Annotated in this window: 13 protein-coding genes; 6 read left to right on the top strand and 7 right to left on the bottom strand. The window is 38.0% G+C overall.

Annotation, left to right across the window (positions count from 1 at the left end; genetic code table 11):
- The first annotated feature begins 312 nt into the window (after positions 1 to 312).
- Positions 313 to 1,674: a DNA repair protein RadA gene (gene radA, locus AC22ZQ_RS03055; protein WP_318957109.1), complete on the top strand. Its 1,362-nt coding sequence runs from the start codon at positions 313 to 315 to the stop codon at positions 1,672 to 1,674.
- A gap of 482 nt (positions 1,675 to 2,156) precedes the next feature.
- On the opposite strand, the gene dxs is transcribed toward radA, so the two are convergent.
- Entirely contained in the window at positions 2,157 to 4,106 is a 1,950-nt protein-coding gene (dxs, locus tag AC22ZQ_RS03050; protein WP_318957107.1) for a 1-deoxy-D-xylulose-5-phosphate synthase, read from the bottom strand.
- 546 nt (positions 4,107 to 4,652) lie between these two features.
- On the opposite strand from dxs, the gene AC22ZQ_RS03045 reads away from it, so the two are divergent.
- Entirely contained in the window at positions 4,653 to 8,705 is a 4,053-nt protein-coding gene (locus tag AC22ZQ_RS03045; protein WP_318957106.1) for an HYR domain-containing protein, read from the top strand.
- Between the two features lie 189 nt (positions 8,706 to 8,894).
- On the opposite strand, the gene AC22ZQ_RS03040 is transcribed toward AC22ZQ_RS03045, so the two are convergent.
- Together AC22ZQ_RS03040 and AC22ZQ_RS03035 are read right to left on the bottom strand one after the other, a co-directional pair.
- Entirely contained in the window at positions 8,895 to 10,619 is a 1,725-nt protein-coding gene (locus AC22ZQ_RS03040) for a T9SS type A sorting domain-containing protein (protein ID WP_318957104.1), read from the bottom strand.
- 138 nt (positions 10,620 to 10,757) lie between these two features.
- On the bottom strand, positions 10,758 to 11,633 hold the full coding sequence (locus AC22ZQ_RS03035; RefSeq protein WP_318957102.1) for a cation diffusion facilitator family transporter: 876 nt from the start codon (positions 11,631 to 11,633) through the stop codon (positions 10,758 to 10,760).
- Positions 11,634 to 11,798: 165 nt separating this feature from the next.
- On the opposite strand from AC22ZQ_RS03035, the gene AC22ZQ_RS03030 reads away from it, so the two are divergent.
- The 3 genes from AC22ZQ_RS03030 (at position 11,799) to ileS (ending at position 17,004) form a co-directional block, all read left to right on the top strand.
- Complete coding sequence (locus tag AC22ZQ_RS03030; RefSeq protein WP_318957101.1) at positions 11,799 to 12,599, top strand: LytTR family DNA-binding domain-containing protein; 801 nt, start codon at positions 11,799 to 11,801, stop codon at positions 12,597 to 12,599.
- A gap of 253 nt (positions 12,600 to 12,852) precedes the next feature.
- Positions 12,853 to 13,482, top strand: coding sequence for a DUF2306 domain-containing protein (locus tag AC22ZQ_RS03025; protein WP_318957099.1), 630 nt, complete (start codon positions 12,853 to 12,855; stop codon positions 13,480 to 13,482).
- A 99-nt stretch (positions 13,483 to 13,581) separates the two neighbouring features.
- Complete coding sequence (gene ileS / locus AC22ZQ_RS03020) at positions 13,582 to 17,004, top strand: isoleucine--tRNA ligase (protein WP_318957097.1); 3,423 nt, start codon at positions 13,582 to 13,584, stop codon at positions 17,002 to 17,004.
- Positions 17,005 to 17,654: 650 nt separating this feature from the next.
- Here the strand turns inward: ileS and AC22ZQ_RS03015 are convergent.
- Complete coding sequence (locus AC22ZQ_RS03015) at positions 17,655 to 18,632, bottom strand: T9SS type A sorting domain-containing protein (protein WP_318957096.1); 978 nt, start codon at positions 18,630 to 18,632, stop codon at positions 17,655 to 17,657.
- Positions 18,633 to 18,815: 183 nt separating this feature from the next.
- A complete protein-coding gene (locus AC22ZQ_RS03010; RefSeq protein WP_318957095.1) occupies positions 18,816 to 19,802 on the bottom strand; it encodes a bestrophin family protein in 987 nt (328 codons plus the stop codon).
- A gap of 291 nt (positions 19,803 to 20,093) precedes the next feature.
- Between AC22ZQ_RS03010 and AC22ZQ_RS03005 the strand changes: the two genes are divergently transcribed.
- On the top strand, positions 20,094 to 20,579 hold the full coding sequence (locus AC22ZQ_RS03005; protein ID WP_318957094.1) for a GNAT family N-acetyltransferase: 486 nt from the start codon (positions 20,094 to 20,096) through the stop codon (positions 20,577 to 20,579).
- A 69-nt stretch (positions 20,580 to 20,648) separates the two neighbouring features.
- On the opposite strand, the gene AC22ZQ_RS03000 is transcribed toward AC22ZQ_RS03005, so the two are convergent.
- Positions 20,649 to 20,930: a hypothetical protein gene (locus AC22ZQ_RS03000; protein WP_318957092.1), complete on the bottom strand. Its 282-nt coding sequence runs from the start codon at positions 20,928 to 20,930 to the stop codon at positions 20,649 to 20,651.
- Positions 20,927 to 21,220, bottom strand: a complete 294-nt coding sequence (gene gatC, locus AC22ZQ_RS02995; protein WP_318957090.1) for an Asp-tRNA(Asn)/Glu-tRNA(Gln) amidotransferase subunit GatC — start codon at positions 21,218 to 21,220, stop codon at positions 20,927 to 20,929. The genes AC22ZQ_RS03000 and gatC overlap by 4 nt, the downstream gene beginning before the upstream one ends.
- Between the last annotated feature and the right edge of the window lie 347 nt (positions 21,221 to 21,567).

Here is a 21,567-nt window from a genome sequence, read left to right as displayed (position 1 = left end):
GGCAGTTTTAAGGATATGGTTTTTTAAAAATCCATAATCTTGTGTTGGGACGTACTTTAGTGTTCGGTTGAGTTGTTTATTTAGTTCTCGAGATAATTTCCATATATCGAGATCTTCAAAATTTGATATTGTTGACATAATGGTTAGGTTTTGGGAATAAAAGTTACGATTTATTTTCGAGCGCAGCGAGAAAACCTTCAAACCATAAAAACTTTACGTTCTCCTTTGCTATACTTGCTTCGCAATTAGTTCTTGCTACTTTTGGAAGAAGGTTCTTTTTGAATGTTGAATTATAATTTTTGAATTGCTCGTATGGCTAAAATGAAGTCGGCATATTTTTGCCAAAGTTGTGGTTATGAAACTCCAAAATGGTTGGGGAAATGTCCATCTTGTTCGGAGTGGAACTCTTTTGTTGAAGAGGTGGTAAGTACATCAAAGAAAGAAGTGGTTGCTTTTTCTTCTTCGTCTGGACGTACAGCAAAGCCTCAAAAATTGGGAGATATTGAGACGAGAAAAGAAGAACGTATTCAATTACAAGATAAAGAATTGAACCGCGTACTCGGTAACGGACTTGTTCCTGGATCCCTTGTTTTATTTGGTGGAGAGCCTGGGATAGGCAAGTCAACTTTGTTGTTGCAAATGGCCGTGGCGGAAAAAAAGTCGATACTTTATGTATCCGGTGAAGAGAGCGATCAACAAATCCGAATGCGAGCAGAACGTATTGGAAATACGAACCAAGAATGTTACATATTAACGGAGACAAATGTTCAGAATATATTTAAACAAGCAGAACTCTTAGAGCCGGATATTTTAATTATTGATTCCATTCAGACTATCTTTTCACAACACATAGAAAGTTCACCAGGAAGTATTTCTCAGATTAGAGAATGTACCGCTGCATTGTTGCGTTTTGCGAAACAAACAGAGACACCGGTATTTCTTATTGGGCATATCACTAAAGAAGGTTCTTTGGCTGGTCCAAAAGTTTTGGAGCACATGGTGGATGCAGTACTTCAATTCGAAGGAGATAGAAATCATGTCTATCGTTTATTGCGCAGTATTAAAAATCGTTTTGGTTCTACGAATGAATTGGGTATCTATGAAATGTTAGGAAATGGATTAAGACAAGTAGAAAATCCATCTGAAATTTTAATATCGGATTCGGATACGTCCTTGAGTGGAGTTTCTATAGCAGCTACGTTAGAGGGGTTAAGACCCATGTTAATAGAAATACAAGCTCTCGTGAGTACAGCTGCTTATGGAACGCCACAGCGAAGTGCTACAGGTTTTGATTTGCGAAGACTGAACATGCTATTGGCAGTGATGGAAAAGCGTTGTGGTTTTAAACTTGCGGCTAAAGATGTGTTCTTAAACATTGCTGGAGGGATCAAAGTAGATGATCCTGCAATAGACTTGGCGGTTGTTGCGGCTATACTTTCTTCTAATTTTGATATTAGTGTAGAGCGTAACATTTGTTTAAGTGCCGAAGTTGGTTTAGCCGGAGAGATAAGACCCGTCAATAGAATTGACCAGCGTATACACGAGGCGCAAAAATTAGGCTTTGATAAAATCATTATTTCTAAACACAACAAGGGAATAGATCAGAAGAATTTTAAGATAGAGATTATTTCGTGCAGTAGGATAGAGGAGGTATTGAAGGAATTGTTTGCTTAGACTTCTAGATGCCTAGATAGCTAGACTTCTAGAGTTTGTTCAATTTTTTCCATCGATGATACTTCGGCTCCGATCAGTACGACACTAGAAACGAACCAAAGAAAGGTTATGCTCGGGTGATTCAAAAGATTCTAAAAACTTATTCTCCGTTCTTACGGCATCTCGACTCCGCTCGATAACCTATATCAGATTTACAAAGTTGGGTAAATTGAGCATTTCAAAACTGGTTTGAATATTAACTTGCTCAATACTCACTCTCAAAACTATTTTTCCTTAGCGATAGTAGTGGCAGCCCGCAGGTAGGAAGGCTATTAAAACAAAATGAAGGTAGGGCGACTGTAGAAGCCCTATAAGCATGAAGTTTTTAAGCTTTGCTACAGAGGACTACAACGTATAGCGCGACCTGTAGTATGCGTAGGGAAAGGGCCAAAAAAAAGGCCTGAGTAAATACCCAGGCCTTATAAATATAACTCAATAGACGTCTAACCAACGTTTTTTTGGTCTTCTATAATTTGTTGTTTCAAATTCAATTCTTTACGTATAGTATTGGCAATTCCAGGAGCATCGAAACCACAATCTGTGTACAATTCATCTTGTGTACCGTGGTGAACATAAGCATCAGGAATACCTAAACGCGTTAAATCTGCTTTGTACTTATTATCGGCCATGAATTCTAAAATAGCAGAACCCATACCTCCCATAATGGTTCCGTCTTCTACGGTAATTACTTTATCGAACTTACTGAAAACTTCGTGTAATAAAGTTTCGTCAAGCGGTTTCACAAAACGCATGTCGTAATGTGCTACGCTTGCTTCTCCTTTTACCAACTCTATGGCTTTCTGCACGTAGTTTCCATGATGTCCGATAGAAAGTACAGCGATGTCTTCACCTGAAGTGATTTTTCTACCCGTACCTACTTTAATCGCCTTCATTTTTGTTTTCCACTCTGGCATTACACCTTTACCTCTTGGGTAACGAATACTGAATGGTCCCATGTTTTCTTGCTGAGCAGTGTACATCATGTTACGCAATTCTGCTTCATTCATAGGTGCAGCAACTATCATGTTTGGGATACTGCGCATGTAGGCGATATCTAGTGCTCCATGGTGCGTTGCTCCATCGGCTCCGGCAAAACCTGCTCGGTCTAAACAGAAAACAACATTTAAATTCTGTAAGGCAACATCATGTACAACTTGGTCGTAAGCACGTTGCATGAACGATGAGTAAATGTTACAGAAAGGAACCATTCCTTGCGTAGCTAAACCAGCTGAGAAAGTAACGGCATGTTGTTCTGCAATACCTACGTCAAAAGCTCTGTCTGGCATCGCTTTCATCATGATGTTTAACGAAGACCCTGATGGCATAGCAGGTGTAATACCCATAATTTTATCGTTCTCTTCTGCTAACTCAACAATAGTATGTCCAAACACCTCTTGGTATTTTGGCGCTTGTGGAGATTTTGGAACCACCTTGACAATCTCACCTGTGTGCTTGTTAAAAACACCTGGTGCGTGCCATTGTGTAGGGTTTCCTTCTTCCGAATATTTATATCCTTTCCCTTTTTTGGTCAAAATGTGTAACAACTTAGGACCAGGGATATCTTTCAAGTCTTCTAAAATCTTTGTTAAACCTATTACGTCGTGACCATCAACTGGGCCGAAGTATCTAAAGTTTAGGGCTTCGAACAAGTTGCTTTGCTTCAATAAACTTCCTTTTAAAGCGGTAGATACTTTTGAAGCAACGGTTTGTGCATCAGGTCCGAATTTTGACATTTTACCTAACAACTTCCAAACCTCATCTTTTACCTTATTATAGGTATGAGATGTTGTGATGTCTGTTAAGTAGTCTTTTAAAGCACCAACATTAGGGTCAATAGACATACAGTTATCGTTCAAAACCACCAATAGGTTGGCGTCTTTTTCGAAACCGGCATGATTCATACCTTCGAAAGCCAAACCTGCAGTCATTGCACCATCTCCAATTACGGCGATGTGTTGTCTTTCTTTTTCCCCTTTATAATTATTGGCAACAGCCATTCCTAAAGCACCAGAGATAGAAGTTGAAGAGTGACCAACACCAAAGGTATCGTATTCAGACTCGCTTCTTTTTGGGAATCCTGAGATTCCTCCTTTGATTCTATTGGTGTGGAATTGCTTTCTACGACCGGTTAAGATTTTGTGTCCGTAAGCTTGGTGACCTACGTCCCAAACCAATTGATCGTAGGGTGTATCGAAAACATAGTGTAAAGCCACTGTTAATTCGACCACACCTAAACTAGCACCGAAGTGAGAGTTTCCAATTTCTGAAATTACATCTATGATGTACTGACGAACTTCATCCGAAACCTGAGGTAAATCATCTACCGTTAGATTTCTTAAGTCTTTCGGTATATCTATGTTGTCCAATAATGGACCCGCTTTAAATTCTTTCATATGGCACTCGTTCCAATCTACAAAAATACGCTTCCCGCCTTTTACTAACAAACAAAGGGTTGATATATTTTGTTCGCTTTTGAAATTAACGAAAGTTGGGAAGTTTTGGATGCCTAAATCCTTTCCTAATTCAACTCTATTTAAAGGAATTCATCAAACAATACTGTGACGGTTTTAAACTAGGATTTTGGTTTTACGGGAATCAATAACTAAGAATGTGGTTCACCTAAATATTTAGAGGGGGTTTTTCCGAAAGAAATGAGGGGTAGATATGTATATTTTTAAAGGGCATTGATGTGTTTTTTAAAATACTGACAACTAAGCATGTAATTGGTAACCTTTAGGAAGTGATTCGAAACAAATTTTATGAAGGAAGGAATACATGAGATACATTTACCCCCGGTATTAATAGGCCTGATTTAGGAACCTATGAACCCACTGCTACTGGTTGAGGGAGAGCTGAGTTCTCCCTTATCCTTTACTGCCGCATATATCTAATTTATTTGCGCAGCTGAACCAAAATTTTTTTAACCAATAAAATTAATTATGAAAACACACTTACGTTTTCTAAACAGGTTCTTGCTGCTTTTAAGTATCTGTTTAGTTTCATTCACCTCTCTGGCCAGTCACTTTAGACATGGGACAATTTCATGGAGAGTGCTCTCTGGAAACACCATAGAGTTTAAAATTTCTCAGGCTTACGCCGGATATCGATCAATAGGAAGTTCAAGTTATTCTGATCGCTTGTATTTTGGTGATGGTCAATCACAGATGTTTAACGTAACAGTTACATCCTCTAGTTCTGCCGAAAACTGGCATTATGGAGAAACAACTTTAACACATACCTACGCGAATACAGGAGATTTTATCGCCTATTTTGCAAGCTGTTGTAAGATTTACGGGATGGTCAATAATTCTTCAGCAAGTTGGAGAAATGAAACCAAAGTAAATGTTGGAGCAGGAAACGATGCACCTGTTGTAACTATGGCTCCCATCATTGCGATGCAAACCAATAGTACAACGGCAACTTTCCAAGTTCCAGCAACGGACCCAGATAATGATGCTTTAACCTACAGGTTGGCAACTTACAATGAGTTTTTGGGGAGTCAACCAAGTGGATTGAGCATACACCCTACAACGGGAGTATTGACTTTTAATACGAGTAATGCGTCGGTAGGACAATTATACAATGCGGCTATAGTTGTTGAAGACGGTCAATCTAAAGTAATTAACGATTTCATCATAAGAATTGTACAACAATCTAACCCACCTGAGTTTGATTACGGAGTAACTCCGAATGCGGGGTATGTTTACCAAACATCACCTGGTCAAACCGTTACTTTCAACGTAAAAGCTTTGGATACAGATCCAGGGTCAACAGTTCAATTATCGGCAATTGGAGCGCCATTAGGTTCTTCTTTCTCACCGAATTTACCAACTACTGCAAATCCGGTTCAAACAACGTTTTCTTGGACGCCAACTGCGAGTAATTTGGGAACGAATGTGATCAACTTTATTGCACAAGATAATGTAGGTTCACAGGTAAATACTTCAGTGTCTATCATTGTAAGTTTAAAACCGCAGTTTGATGTTCCTCCAACGCCTGCAACAGGATCGCATGATATTGCAATCGCACCAGGAAGTACATATACTTACACGGTTCAAGCATCAGATCCCGACCCTTTAGATGTGGTTCAGATCGTCAATGTTCAGGGAAAGAATATGATGGGGAATAAAATTCCATTGTATGCAGGAGCAAGCTTTAGTAATTTACCTACAGCTGCAGGAAACCCTACTTCAGGAACCTTCAGTTGGACACCTACTGTAGACCAATGGGGGCACCGTCATGTATTCTTTACAGCAGAAGATAGTTACGGTGACCAAACGGTGCATGAAGTTTACCAAGTAGTGAACTCGGCGCCAGCATTTACATCAACACCGGTTAATTCTGCAGATGTTGGTAGTGCGTATACCTACAACGTTGTGGTTGCCGATCCTGATATGGCTTACGGTGATGAAATGGAAATCGCTGGTTTGAATTTACCAGCATGGTTAACACTTACTGATCATGGAGATGGAACAGCTACTTTGTCTGGAACGCCAGCTACGGCGGATGCTGGAAATGTTGCAATTTCTCTAAGAGTAGAAGATAAATTACACCATCAAGACCCTGCAGGAACTGCTTTCCAAAACTTTAATTTAGTGGTAAACAATTGTACAGTAAATGCAGTTGCTCAAAACTTAACACTTGCTTTAGATAATTCAGGAATGGCTACAATTACTGGAGCAGATATTGATAATGGTTCTACTGCAACATGTGGTATTGCTAGTATGACAGTATCTCCAGCTAATTTCAACTGTGCAGACCTTGGTGCGCATACGGTAACTTTAACAGTGACTGATGCCAACGGGTACACAGATAATGCAACTGCAACGGTAACCGTTATTGATTCGACAGCACCAAATGCTAATACGCAAGATGTAACGGTTTATTTAGACGCAACAGGAAACGCGTCAATTCTTGGAGCACCTTCAACACAGCAAGTGTTTAATGGTGACTTCTCTAATGAAACATTAGGATTCAATATCGGATCATTAACGGATTGGAATGTAATCACTGGAAATGTTGATGTTTGGAATACGTTTATTCCTACGGCAACAAGTGGTGTGAGTGTTGATTTATCTGGAAGCGTTAACTCCAAGTTGGAATCAGTACAAAATGTAGTATTTACACCAGGTACGTATACAATCAATTTCTTACATAGAAATAATGGGGGTAGTGGTGAATACCAACAAAACTTTAATTTAAGTGTTGGAACATTGTTTAATCAAACCTTTAATTCTACGAATACTACACAAGCCGAAGCGGTTAACTTTACAGTTACAACTACTACTTCTGCAAGTGTTGTTCTAGAGCAATTAGGAGGAAATGATGCAAGTGGATGTTTTATTGCTGATTTGAGTATAGATAAAATGATACCAGCATCATTAATGATAGACAATGCAAGTGATGATAATTGTGGTATAGCATTTATTTCTGCTTCTCAAACGAACTTTAACTGTGCTCATGTAGGAGCAAATACAGTGACGTTAACAGCAGTAGATAATAGTAATAACTCTTCATCAAATACTGCAACAGTTACTGTTGTAGATTCAACAGCTCCAGTAGCGATGGCTCAAGATTTTACTGTTGCCTTGGATGTTAATGGAATGGCTTCGATTACTCCATTAGATATTGATAATGGATCAAATGACGTTTGTGGTGTGAGTTTAGCACTTTCTCAAACAGATTTTACATGTGCTGATTTAGGAAACAATACCGTTACTTTAACGGTTACTGATCCTTCTGGAAACACAAGTACAGCTACAGCAGTGGTAACAGTTGAGGATAACATCGCACCAACGATTACTTGTCCTGCTAATATTTCATACCAAGCACAACCGAATGATTGTAGTCCTGCTATTACATGGAATGCACCACAAGTTTGGGATAACTGTTCTTACACAGTAACTTCTTCTCACCAATCAGGTGATAATTTTGAAGAAGGAGTGACGACTGTTTCTTATACAATTACTGATGACGCAGGTAACACTGCTACATGTAGTTTTGATGTTGAAATTACTACCGTTCCACTTAGCTTAAGCTTAACTCCAGCTACTTACATCGGAGGTGTAAATATCTCTTGTAATGGATTAACAGATGGAAGTGTTGATGCAGTAATGGATGGAGGGTGTTTACCTTACACTTATGCTTGGTCTGATGGACAATCTTCTGAAGATGCTGCAAACTTAGGTGCAGGTACTTATACTTTAACTGTAACCGATGCTAAAGGAAGAACAATTTCTGAAACAGTTACTTTAACGGAACCAGATGTATTGACAACTTCTTTGGTTATGTCTCCAGATTTCCCAGTTGCGGGTCAAAACCAGTATACAATTTACTTAGGATATGGAACACAAACAGTGAATTTAGCTTCAACTACTGCAGGTGGAATTCAAGGGTATACATATGCATGGACAAACCAAGATGGAGTAAATGTTGGAAATACGGCGAACATAGATGTTTCTCCAATGGTGCCTACAAATTACACTTTGTTAGTTACTGATGCGAATGGTTGTACTGTTAGTCAATCTTTCTTTATAGATGTAATTGATGCAAGATGTGGAAACAACATGAATAAAGTAATGGTGTGTCACAAAGAATCTAAGAAGAAAAAAGGAGTAACTACCGTGGAATACCACAACATTTGTGTGAGTGCAAATGCTGTACCAGCTCACTTAGCACATGGTGATTACTTAGGACCATGTATCAGTTCTAAAATGGAAGCGATTGAGGTAGTAGAGGAAGAAGACATCGTTTTATTCCCTAATCCAAACAATGGAATATTTAGCTTATTCTTTACAGGAGAGCACCATGATGTAAATGCAGAAGTTACTGTTTACAGTATGGATGGAAGAATGATCATGTCAAGAACGATTAGTGCAGATGAATTAGATCATGATGTTGAATTTGACTTCACAGGAAACAGTGCTGGAATGTACTTATTAGTAGTACAACAAGGTGATGATGTGAAAACAATCAAGTTCACGAAGAACTAATACCACGTTTACATATTGATTTTTCAAGCAAAAGGCCGATTCCATTTGGAGTCGGCCTTTTTATTTTCATGCAAAGCTGCTAACTGTTTGGTCGAGAGGATAAGTCTTCCAGTTCTTAGGTTTAAATGTTAGGGCTTAATCATTATCCCATTCCATTACTTATCCCTAATAATCTCAGGTTTTTATGACTTATTGTTTAATGATTCGATGCACTTCACCTCCATATTGTAAGAGGTAAACACCGTCTGGTAAATGAGCCAGATTTAGGCGCACGTGTTGACTAGAGATTTCCTCTAGATTAATGAGGTTGGCAATGTTTTTTCCCGATAAACTTGTAAAGCGGAAATTAGAAAGTGTTAGTTCTTTTGTTGATCTTACGTTGAGAATGTCTTTTGTAGGATTAGGATACGTGGAAAGTACATGGTCTCCTATTTTTTGATGAATGGAGATGGGGCCAAAATATTGATGATCGCCATTATAGTCTACTTGCTTGAGGCGGTAATAGCTCACCCCTAACAAAGCCGTTTCATCTACTACTGTATAACTTATTTCTTGTTCGCTGTATCCAGCACCTTTTACTTTTTCTAAAGTAACCCATTGTGTTCCATCTAAACTCTTTTCCAGTAAAAAGTAATCATTGTTCATTTCTGTTGCGGTAACCCAGGTAATTTCATTGTTTCCATTCTTCAACGCTTTTCCAGAAAAAGAAAGGAGTTCAACCGGCAAAGGTTGACCGCATATGAAGATGGTTGCGGAATCAATTAAAAAAGGACTTGCAGTAGATATAGCTGTATTAGAGTTATCCTGACAACAGTAGTTTTGTTCTTCTATATATGCACCCCCTGAAAGGTTTAAAAAACAAGTTGTTGTAGATCCACCACAGGTCATGGTACAACCATCGCAATCATAGGTGTTACCCTGAGTAACTTGAATGCTGGCTGAGTTACACGTATAACCTTCGTCGGTAATCGCGTTGGCATTGAGGTATCCAGAATTATTTAATGAACCTGTATTGGCGTAATCAAGGGTTACCGTTATGTTTCCCAATGGGTTATTATTGATAGTGCCAGAGTTTTCTAAATTTTCTAAGATGTTAACAGTACCATTATTAATGAATGTTCCATTATTGAAGAAATCTAGGGTCACTGTTATGTTTCCGGAATTTTGAGTACTTCCATCATTGTTGTAATCTTCAGTTACGTTTATCGTTCCGCTACTTTGTACCGTTCCAGAGTTCTCCATATTTACACCAACGTTTACTGTTCCAGTGGAAGAAATATTTCCAGTATTTGTGAGGTCATCAGAGGCATTTACAGTACCCGTATTCGTTATGTTTCCGTTGTTTTCAAGATTACAGGCGGTATTTATTACGTCTGTATTAACAAGGTTAGCGTCGGGATGATTGATAAAGGTTCCGTTGGATTGTGTCACCGCAATTTCACCGTTGTTATTAACGGTAGAGTAGTTTTCAAACGTCCTTGGTTCTATGTAGCCGTTGTTGTTCAATGTTGCTCCTTGACCATTTTCAACTTTTTTTAAGGAAATAATCGAGCCGTTAACTTCCGTTTCATTTAAATTGAAAAAATTCGTCTTTAAATCTAACATGCCATCGATAAAGCCAAATCCTGTACTTTCAATGGTAACATCCTTTGAATCGTAGAGATAACCCGAACTTTCAATAACAAGTACGCCAAAATAAATTAACTCTTTGGTGTGACTTAATTCATGTGATATAAATACTGAATCTCCAAAAGGAAGAATGTCTGGCGGCGCGTTGTTGGTAACTGGAACCGAAGTCCATGTGGCATTATTACCATAGTTTCCGGGCTGGACACTATAATAATTTATGGCATAACAATTCCCTACCGTCCAAAGGATAGCAATAAGGGGAATTAAGTACTTAAAAATGCGCACGTTAATATTTACGTCAAATTTAGGGAAATGGATGTAGGAGGGGGGAGAAAAGATGTGGATGAACAATTATTCGTGGTGAACGACTTATTGTTCGTGGTGAATGAAAACGGTTACTTTTAAAATACGGCTTGCATAACTTTAGTCCAATGAACATTTTTCCTTATCCAGTTCTATCTCAAGTGTGCAGTGTTTAAAATTATAAGTTTTCAGGTGGTTTTTAATTTTTTCCTTGGTAGCAATGATTTCCTGGTAGTCGTCTATTTCTTTCAATTTGATGTGTGTGGTAAACACGCTAGTGTCACCTTCAATTGTCCAAATATGTGTGTGGTGAATTTCTTCAACTTTATCAATATTTAATAAAGAAAGTTTCAAATTGTCTAAATCAATTTCTTGTGGAGCCCCCTGCAGAAATATATATAGCGTTTCTTTCAATCTTTTAAAGACTCCCCATAGAATGAACAGGGTAATAAAAAGGGAAAGAATGGGGTCTAGGTAATAAGCATCGGTAAATTGTAAGATGATGGCCAAAACTAAAATTGCTACCCATCCTAAAACATCCTCCAATAAATGCCAGCTTACTACACGTTCATTTAAGGATTTGCCATGCCCCACCTTCCAGGCAGCGTAGCCATTTACAGTGATTCCGACAAGGGCAAAAACTAACATGCCAGATGCATTGGATGCTTCGGGTTGAGCTATTCTCTCTATTGCTTCTTTGACTACCCAAATCGATCCAACAATCAATACAATACTGTTAATTAAAGCACCTAATAAAGAAAAACGTTGGTAACCAAACGTGTACTTTTTGTTAGGGTCTTGTTTTGATTTTTTGTCTAAATACCATGCTGTACCTAAAGCTAATGAGTCGCCTAAATCATGTATAGCATCAGAGTAAATGGCAACACTATTTACCCACCATCCTCCGATGAATTCTAAAAAAGTAAAACTCAAATTGAGGAAAAAGGCAAGTTTTAAATTGTCCCCACTTTTATGATGATGATGGTGTTCTGCCATTTTCTTGCTTTGTCAAAAGATAAAAAATATTGAGCAGGAAAGCAGGTATTTTACTTGAATTTCAAATTATTAGGTGGAAGGATTATCTTCGTGCATCGAGAAATGACTTCAAAAAAGAAAAACATACTTAAACAAGCCTATCCGGTGAACATTAAAAAATGGCCCATGATCATTGCCATAAGTGGTTTTATCGGCCTCTTTTTAATGCTTTTTCAACCTTTCGGGTTACAATTTGTGGAAGTCCCCTATAAGTCCGTTAAGCTTTTGGGGTATGGATGTGTTACACTCGCAATATTGGTGCTCAATCTTTTGTTATTACCACTTATGTTTCCTCACTATTTTGAAGAGAAAAACTGGACAGTTGGCAAGCAAATAGTATGGCTGAATATAGATGTACTCATGATTGCTGTTGGGAATTATTTTTATTCGGTTGAGATGCATTTTTTTCCATGGATAGGTTGGGAGGGGATGCTGATTTTTATCGGTTTCACGGTACCCATCGGTTTGTTTCCGGCAGTAATTATCACCTTTTTACAGCAAAATAAATTGTTGAGACAGCACATAAAATCATCTGTTGCTATTAATCAGCAATTACATTCTCCTAAAAAAATAGAAGTCGAAGAGGTGGAATTACTTGAAGTGGAATCAGGTTCACAAAATTATGTGTTCAATCCATCTGAAATAGTGTACATAGAAACGGAAGGAAATTACCTTAATATCTATCATTTTAAGGATGAGGTACTGAAATCTACACAGGTGAGAATGACTTTGAAAAAAATGAATGAATTAATAGAGCAGACGTATCTATTCAAATCCCACAGAGCCTTTATTGTTAACCTTAATTGTGTAGAGCAGGTAGATGGAAATGCGCAAGGTTATACCTTAACTCTAAAAAATACGACCGCCAGGGTTCCTGTATCAAGATCATTTATTCCTGCCTTCAAAGAGAAGATGGAGCAACTTTAGTTGTAAGCTCTAGCCACCGCTTTCTCTAAAACTGTAAATGCCGTTTTACAATAACTTGATTTGTAGTTTGTACCGAAATTATTGTTTGTCATCCCACACCTTGTTTTCCATCCCAGTAGTTTGACAAATATCCCAACCGTCAGGTTTTGTGCTGCTTATGCTCTAATCTTGTATTGTTCTAGACTAGGTTTCAAACAATTGTTGAATCCTTAAATCTTTGAATTGTTGAGTCCTTGAATCTCATAAATGAATTATGATTACAGTTTTAATATTTATTCATGCTGCCTTTGGAGGGATAGCACTTTTATCAGCTACATTGGCTGTCATTTTTAAAAAAGGTGGTAAGCAACACAAAATGTGGGGAAGGATATTTTTCTATGCTATGTTGCTGTGTAGTATTTCGGCAATGATTACAGCATGTCTTCCTAAGCATGTAAGTCCCTTTTTGTTTAGTGTAGGTATTTTCTCTTTTTATTTCCTGTTTACCGGCTGGAGAGCATTGCGTTATAAGGAGGAAGATATTTCTATAAAATGGGATAGAAGGATGGCTCTTTTCATGTTGCTTTTCGCCCCTGTGATGATGGTGTTTCCTATTTTCATGTTTGGGGTTATCAATATTGTTCAAGCGGTATTCGGGGGTGCATTACTTGTGTTTGCAATCCAAGATTTAAGGTTGTTTAGAGACAGAGCTAAATTGAAAAAGAATTGGCTCGTGCAACATTTAACTAGAATGTTAGGAGCATATATTTCTGCCATTACAGCTTTTGTAGTGGTGAATGCAATATTACCGGGTGTAGTGGGTTGGTTGCTACCTGGTGTTGTAGGAAGTATTTTGATAACTTACTGGAATGTGAAGTTGGGAAGAAGAGGTGTGAATTTTTGAATTCTTAAATCCTTGAATTTTTGAATCTTCTCTTCACCTCACTTCCCTAATCCCGTGAAATCCTTATTTTTGCAAGTCATAATTAAAACGTCAAGCGAAATGAGCGCTAAATACAAGGAATATAAAGGATTAAACTTGCCGAATGTGGCAATACGTGTGCTAGAGAAATGGGAAAAAGAAAATATTTTCGAAAAGTCTATTAGCTCTCGCGACGAAAATAAGCCTTTTGTGTTTTTTGAGGGACCTCCCTCAGCAAATGGTTTACCAGGTATTCACCACGTAATGGCGCGTTCGATTAAAGACATTTTCTGTCGTTATAAAACCTTAAAAGGTTTCCAAGTTAAGCGTAAAGCAGGTTGGGATACACACGGTTTACCCGTAGAATTAGGTGTTGAAAAAGAATTAGGAATCACCAAAGAAGATATTGGTAAAAAGATATCTGTTGACGAATACAATAAAGCGTGTAAAGAAGCTGTAATGCGTTACACGGATGTTTGGAATAAGTTGACCAATGATATGGGATATTGGGTGGATATGGAAAACCCATACATCACTTATGAATCTAAATATATGGAGTCTGTTTGGTGGTTGTTAGGTCAGTTGTACAACAAAGATATGATGTACAAAGGATACACTATCCAGCCGTATTCTCCAGCAGCGGGTACAGGTTTGTCATCGCACGAATTGAACCAACCAGGTTGTTACCGTGATGTTACAGACACTACAGTTGTTGCGCAATTTAAAGTACAAGCAGATACATGGAACAAACCTTTCTCTGGCGTAGATTTATCTGCAGAAGAGTTAGAAAGAACCTTCTTCTTGGCTTGGACAACAACACCTTGGACCTTGCCTTCGAATACAGCTTTAACGGTTGGTCCAAAGATTACCTACGTTATCGTTAAAACGTGGAATCAATACACACATCAACCTGTAAACTTGATTTTGGCTGAGCCTTTATTAGCGAAACAGTTCAAAGGAAAATTTGTTGCTGTTGAGACTACAGAAGAGGTTGATAATTACAAAGAAGGAGATAAGAAAATACCTTACACGGTAATCGGTGAATGTACAGGAGCTGATTTAGTAGGGAATAAATACGAACAGTTATTGCCGTTTGCACAACCTTGTGAGGATGCAGAAAAGGCATTTGCTATCATTCCTGGAGATTTCGTAACAACAGAAGACGGTACAGGTATTGTTCACACAGCACCTACGTTTGGTGCGGATGATGCTAAGGTTGCCAAAGACGCTGGCGTACCAGGATTATTAGTATTGGATGAAAAAGGAAACCAAGTTCCTTTGGTGGACCTACAAGGTAGATTTAGACCAGAAATGGGTGAATTTGCGGGTATGTTCGTGAAGAATGAATACTACAACGAAGGTGAAGCTCCAGAAAAGTCAGTAGACGTTCAAATCGCTATCCAATTAAAAGAACAAAACAGAGCCTTTAAGGTTGAAAAATATGTCCACAGTTACCCACACTGTTGGAGAACAGACAAACCCGTATTGTATTACCCATTAGATTCTTGGTTCATCAAAGCTACGCAGGTGAAAGAAAGAATGATGGAGTTGAATACGACCATTAACTGGAAACCAGAAAGCACAGGTACTGGTCGTTTCGGAAAATGGTTAGAAAACCTAAACGATTGGAACTTGTCACGTTCGCGTTACTGGGGTATTCCAATTCCAATTTGGAGTACGGCAGAAGGAGATGAGCAAATATGCATCTCTTCTGTAGAGCAGTTAAAAGCGGAGTGTGAAAAAGCGGTTGCTGCCGGTGTAATGGAAAGCAATCCATTGGCAGATTTTGAAGTAGGGAATATGTCGAAAGAAAACTACGACAAGATAGACCTGCACAAAAATTACGTTGATGAAATCACTTTGGTATCTTCTAAAGGAGAACCAATGAAGCGTGAAGCAGATTTGATCGACGTATGGTTTGATTCAGGATCTATGCCGTATGCACAGTGGCACTACCCATTTGAAAACAAAGAATTAATAGATAACTCTGGTGCTCACCCAGCTGATTTCATTGCAGAGGGTGTGGATCAAACAAGAGGTTGGTTCTATACCTTACACGCTATCTCTACGATGGTGTTTGATAAGGTTGCATACAAAAACGTTATCTCTAACGGGTTGGTATTGGATAAGAACGGACAAAAAATGTCGAAGCGTTTAGGTAACGCCGTAGATCCATTTACTACACTTGAGAAATACGGACCAGATGCTACGCGTTGGTACATGATTACAAATGCTCAGCCTTGGGATAACTTAAGATTCGATTTAGACGGAATTACAGAAGTTCAGCGTAAGTTCTTTGGTACATTATACAACACGTACTCTTTCTTCGGATTGTACGCTAACATCGATGGATTTAGTTATGCTGAAGATGATATCGCGTTGGCAGATAGACCAGAGATAGACAGATGGATCATTTCTAAATTGAATTCATTGGTGAAAAACGTAGATGCAGCCTTTGCAGCGTTTGAACCAACGAAAGCAGGACGTCTAATCAACGAGTTTGTAAACGATCAGATGAGTAACTGGTATGTACGTTTATGTAGAAGACGTTTCTGGAAAGGAGATTACTCTACAGACAAAATCTCTGCGTACCAAACTTTATACAAGTGTTTAGAGACGATAGCTATTATTTCATCGCCTATCGCACCTTTCTTTACAGATGAGTTGTTTAGCGATTTAAATGCAGTATCTGGTAAACACAACTTGGAATCTGTTCACTTGGCAGACTTCCCAGCAGTTGATGAAGCAGCGATAGATTTAGCGTTAGAGGCTCAAATGGAAATTGCTCAGAAAGTAAGTTCTATGGCTTTAAGCTTGAGAAAGAAGGAGAAAATTAAGGTACGTCAGCCATTACAGAAGATTATGGTGCCTATTTTAGATGCTACCTTCAAAAAGAACATTGAGCACGTAAGTGATTTGATTCTTTCTGAAATCAACGTGAAGGAAATTGAATTGTTAGAGGATACTTCTGGAGTATTGGTGAAGAAGATAAAGCCAAACTTTAAGACGATTGGTCCAAAATACGGGAAACACATGAAAGCAATTGCCGGAATGGTGAACCAATGGGGACAGGAAGAAATTGCAGAAGTTGAGAAAAACAGTGGATGGACTGGAGATGTAAATGGCGAAAACATTGCTTTAGACATGGCTGATTTCGAAATCTTGACAGATGATATCCCAGGATGGTTAGTAACTACAGAAGGTGGTTTAACTGTGGCAATGGATATTACTTTATCAGAAGAATTGAAGCAAGAAGGTATTGCCCGTGAATTGGTTAACCGTATTCAGAACTTTAGAAAAGAAGCAGGATTAGAGGTTACAGATAAGATCTCTTTAACCGTTGAAACTTCTGAAAACATCGCTAAAGCAATTACAGAAAATGCCGCATACATTTGTGATGAGGTATTGGCTACAGGAATTGAAGTAGGTGCAGTTGAAAGCACAGCAATGGTTGCAGACATAGAAGCAGAAGCAGATACTAAATTTTTATTGGTAAAAGCTTAAGCCCAACTATAAAAGTTTAAAAGGGTTGATGCGTTAAGCGTCAACCCTTTTTTATATCCTCTATCCTTGAATTGTCCAACCTTTGAATCTTTAGAAAGCTTGCATTAGACACCGGCCACTCGACTCCGCTCGTGAATCTCGTAAATTTTCAAATCCATCAAATCGTTGAATTTTTGAATGGTTGAATCATCAAACACTCAAACTATCAAACCTTCAAACTCTTAAATGCTTAAATTGTTGAATCCTCGAATTGCCCCGTCTAGGTATCTAGAAATCTAGCGCTCTAGTTGTCTAAACAAAAAACTCCCCAACCTTGAATTAAGTTGAGGAGCTTTAGCTTCTAAAATCTAGGCCATGTTAGATCCGTTTTTCAATGTATTTCTTACAGCATTAATTACAGTACAAGTGCCGTGGTTAAGTATACAATTTCATGATTAAAAATAGATAAAAAGTAAAAGTTAAGAACTTCTTAATCAATATGTTTGAAAAGGTTTTTTACATGTCTAAATTTTGGTAATGTGAGGTTCATGGGGATGATTTTTACTGACAAGGAGAATGAAAAAACTCCTCAACTGTAGTAAAGCTGAGGAGCTGTTGCTAATAAATATCAGTAAGAAAGAAGACAGATGTGATTAGTGTAGGGTTTGCGTTTATTGCAACATTATTTGCTGCGTATGTGTTGTTTCTTTTCCCGCTACATGTAAGAAATAACTTCCTTTATCCAGGTGTCTCAGATCTAATTGTTGAGTCGTTTTATCCACAGGAAATGTTACAATGGTTTTACCCAATGGATCTGTCAAGATTATAGTTCCGGTCTTCGGTAGTTCTTTTAACGTAATAATTCCATTGGAGGGATTTGGATATACTTCTAACTTTGAAATATCATTCTTGGTCGTGGAAAGGGAAGTTATTTGTTGTAAGGCTGTATAGTAAAAGGTTTGCTGGGACCCAGAAGAGTATCTTATACTAATGCTTAATAAGGGGTCGGGATAGTTAGGTGAAAACCAAAAGTAGGTTGTATCACTCGAGTAATAAACAGATTGTGTCTCAACAGAAGAGTCTTTAAAGTTTCTAACAACTTTCGTTTTGATACAGTTGTTAAAGGTAGTTTGAGAAGTAATTAAAGTACCTTCTCCTACAACACTATGTATGGACTCTACTTCCTGAAGGGTTGTTGATCCAGCCAATGAAAGAGTACCCGAATAATTATTAGTGTCTACGTTTCCATATTGCATGGGTAGATTAAATAAAACTGCATAATCGTAAACGAATGCGGAATTTTGATAGGGTTGATAGTGTTCGTGCACATAGGCACTGTCATTTAAGGTTACAAACAACTCTCCACTGTTGTAGCGTTTCACGAAAGATGCATTGGGAGCCAAACTTGGACTTTGGGCTTCAGCAACATTGATATAGGAAAAGCTATCTTCTTGAGAAGGGAAAAATTGAGACAGGTCCCAAACAGCATTCGTTCCATTTTGCTCAAAGTTCATGGGTAAAGTTTGCTCAAATTTTGTTTTTACGGTAGCGCCTATGGTGGGGTTTAGCGTATTTGCTGTTATCTGCGTTTGCGCGTGCGAGCTCATTATAAAAGGAAGAGTCAGTACAAAAGTAATTAGTGTTTTCATAATGCTTTGATTTGTTAGGGTGAAATTACTTGTTATACTTTTTGGTTATCAATTGTTTAACTAAAAGTTTCGTAATCTTTTACATGTCCAGTCAAAAGCACTGTTTTACAATTTATCTACTGTTCTCTGTGGAAGGTGGGTTTTTAAGTTTTCTGATAGTACACAATTATACAAGGTTTTATTTTACAACATGAATCCATTTTGCGCCTCCGTTGGTTTTGGAATGTTAGCATCACCAATCATTTCCCTAAGGTCTATTTCTATTCCGCGAGAAATAGAAGTAATTGGGACGTCATTGTACGTTCCTTCAAATGGGTTTTCAGAGTAATCTCCAATTTTTTCCATTAAAAAGAAGATCCAAATGATGAGTCCGGCAATCAAAGGGCATACAACAAAAAATGCCAAGGATGAACCTCCAAATACGTCTAATAATCCAAAGGGAACACAGGCCGCGAACACGTAAGTTAGCCACAAGGCTGTAGAAGCATATTGGCGTGGGAAGGGGAAGTTCTTTATACGTTCTGCTTTTCCTTGCCCTGCATAAAACTTTGCAATTAGGTGGTGGAACTCCATGTGTCTAAAATCCTCAAAATAGTCTAGGTCTTTCAATGCTTGCAATCGAACAGATTGATTTTTTAATAACTGCGCAGCTCTATTGCTTTGCTGGATTACTTTATCTAATTCATCTTTTTTAACAAGTTCACATATTTCATCGGTTATTTTAGTATTGTAGTCTTCGGTCATAGAGGCATTGAATAGCTTGTGTAACCTTTCATTTTTATGTTCCCATTCTTTGCTTAATCGCAATTGATACCGCAATGCGGTGAGCCAAGCGATGTGTCTGTAGATGAGTTCTTTTTTTATTTGCTTTTCATTAGGACCTTGAACGAAAGCACAAACTGCGGCGCCAAAAGTTCTGGAGTCGTTTACAATTTCTCCGTAAATTTTACGAGCTTCCCAAGTTCTGTCGTAACTGGAATTGTTTTTAAAACCTAAGTAAAAAGCCACGGCAATACCTATCACACTAATGGGTTGCCAGGGTAATGAAAATTCTGTCTTAAGAAAATATGCTACTAGACATATGATTAAACAATAGATTGTACCGAAGAGAAAGGGCTTGAGGGTCCATGAAAAAGTCATGAAAAAACCGTAGTTGCGTTTGACGTACATAGTAGTAAAGTTTCTATTAAAAATACGACATTATTTATAGTCACACCCTCTCCGTTCGTCAATGCTTTTGTTGATTTTTATCTATGCTCTACGCAATAGACAGCATAAAAGGATATAGTTATAAAATCTCTTAGGGATATGAGCGAATACCCCGTACTCAAGCTACTTGGGGAGAGTAGCAGCGTTAGCCCGATCCCAATAATTATTCTGGGAGAAGAGCCTTGGTATAATAGGTAAAGATGGATTTAATACTTAAAATATTTACATTTACCCCTCTTAGATTTCGACAAGATGATAGAAAGAATTGCACAAGAAGAGGTACAACGCATAGAAGATTTAGCGCGCGCCACATGGCCGGATACTTTTAAGGAAATTTTGACGCCCGACCAAATAGAATACATGCTCAATTGGATGTATAATGTAGATACTTTAAAAGAGCAAATTTCTAAGGGACATGAATTTTACATCTACAAAGATCAAGAAGATCTGGGCTTTATTGGTTTGGAACCGAATTATGAAGGTGCCTCTAAATTACGTATTCATAAGATTTACGTTTTACCTGCTGCTCAAGGGAAAAAGGTGGGTAAACAACTCATGGATTTTGCAGAAAAACGTGCACAAGAATTGAGTTTGGCTTGTTTAAACTTAAATGTAAATCGTTACAATGCCGCGGTAGATTTTTACAAACACATCGGCTTCCAAATTACCAAAACAGAAGATATAGATATAGGTGAAGGTTTCTTTATGAACGATTATGTGATGGAGAAGGCGTTGTAATTGGCTGAAATAATGAACAAAAAAAGGACCACTTAAAAAGTAGTCCTTCGCTTTTATTATATAGTATAATTAATCTCTGTTGATTTGTATTCCTTCGCACTTTGCTCTTTCTTTTTCGAGCTCCATAGGGTCGATATCGATGAATTCTTGACACACTTCATCGCGTTCAGCGGTTAAAATGTCTAGACTGTCTTTTTGTGCTTGCGTATGCGCTGGATCCATTAATATAGATTGTGCATATGCATCTACTTGAGCACCTTTTTCAACACAGTCGCATAAACTGTTCTTACTAGAACTGGAACATGCACTTAAGAGTACTAAAGCTGAAATTGTAGTTAGGATAGTTTTCATGATTTGTCTAATACTTTAGGAATACGGAAGTAATCAGAATCTTTCTTTGGAGCATTTTTTAATGCTTCCTCATGTGTAACCGTCTGTGCAGGTACGTCCTCACGTAAACGGTTAATTTCGTCTGACATGAAAATTAAAGGCTCTACATTGTCTGTATCAACTGCGTTCAACTTGTCCATGAAGTCTGTAATCTTCTTCATGTCCGCAATAATCGCATCCTTTGCTTCCCCTTCGAACGACAAGCGCGCTAGGTGCGCAATGTGATCTACTAATTCTTCATTGATATTCATACCACAAAATTAATAAGGATTCTCATCATTGCTTATAAAAGAGAATAATAATTTAGATTTTTAGACCTTTAGTAGCTGAGAAATTGAGATTTCGTAAACCTGTAGGAGGTAATTTTAACTCTGTGAGTTAGCTGTCTTAATGGTTTTGAAAACCGTCAAATCTTCGGTTTTACAATTCTATTCCGCTCTCAATTTGCCTTCTGACCTTGTCTTTTAATGCTGCGATACTCAATGCAGCAACTTCTTCCTTATTGATGGTTGGATGAAATTTGACGCGAGACAATCCTGGTCTCGATGGGCTAAGTATATGGTCTGGATCTGAGAATAATTTGTAATTATTGACGAAG

The organism is Lishizhenia sp. (assembly GCF_057456495.1).
The sequence above is the reverse complement of the archived record's forward strand: the minus strand, read 5'-3'. Positions and strand labels throughout refer to the sequence as shown.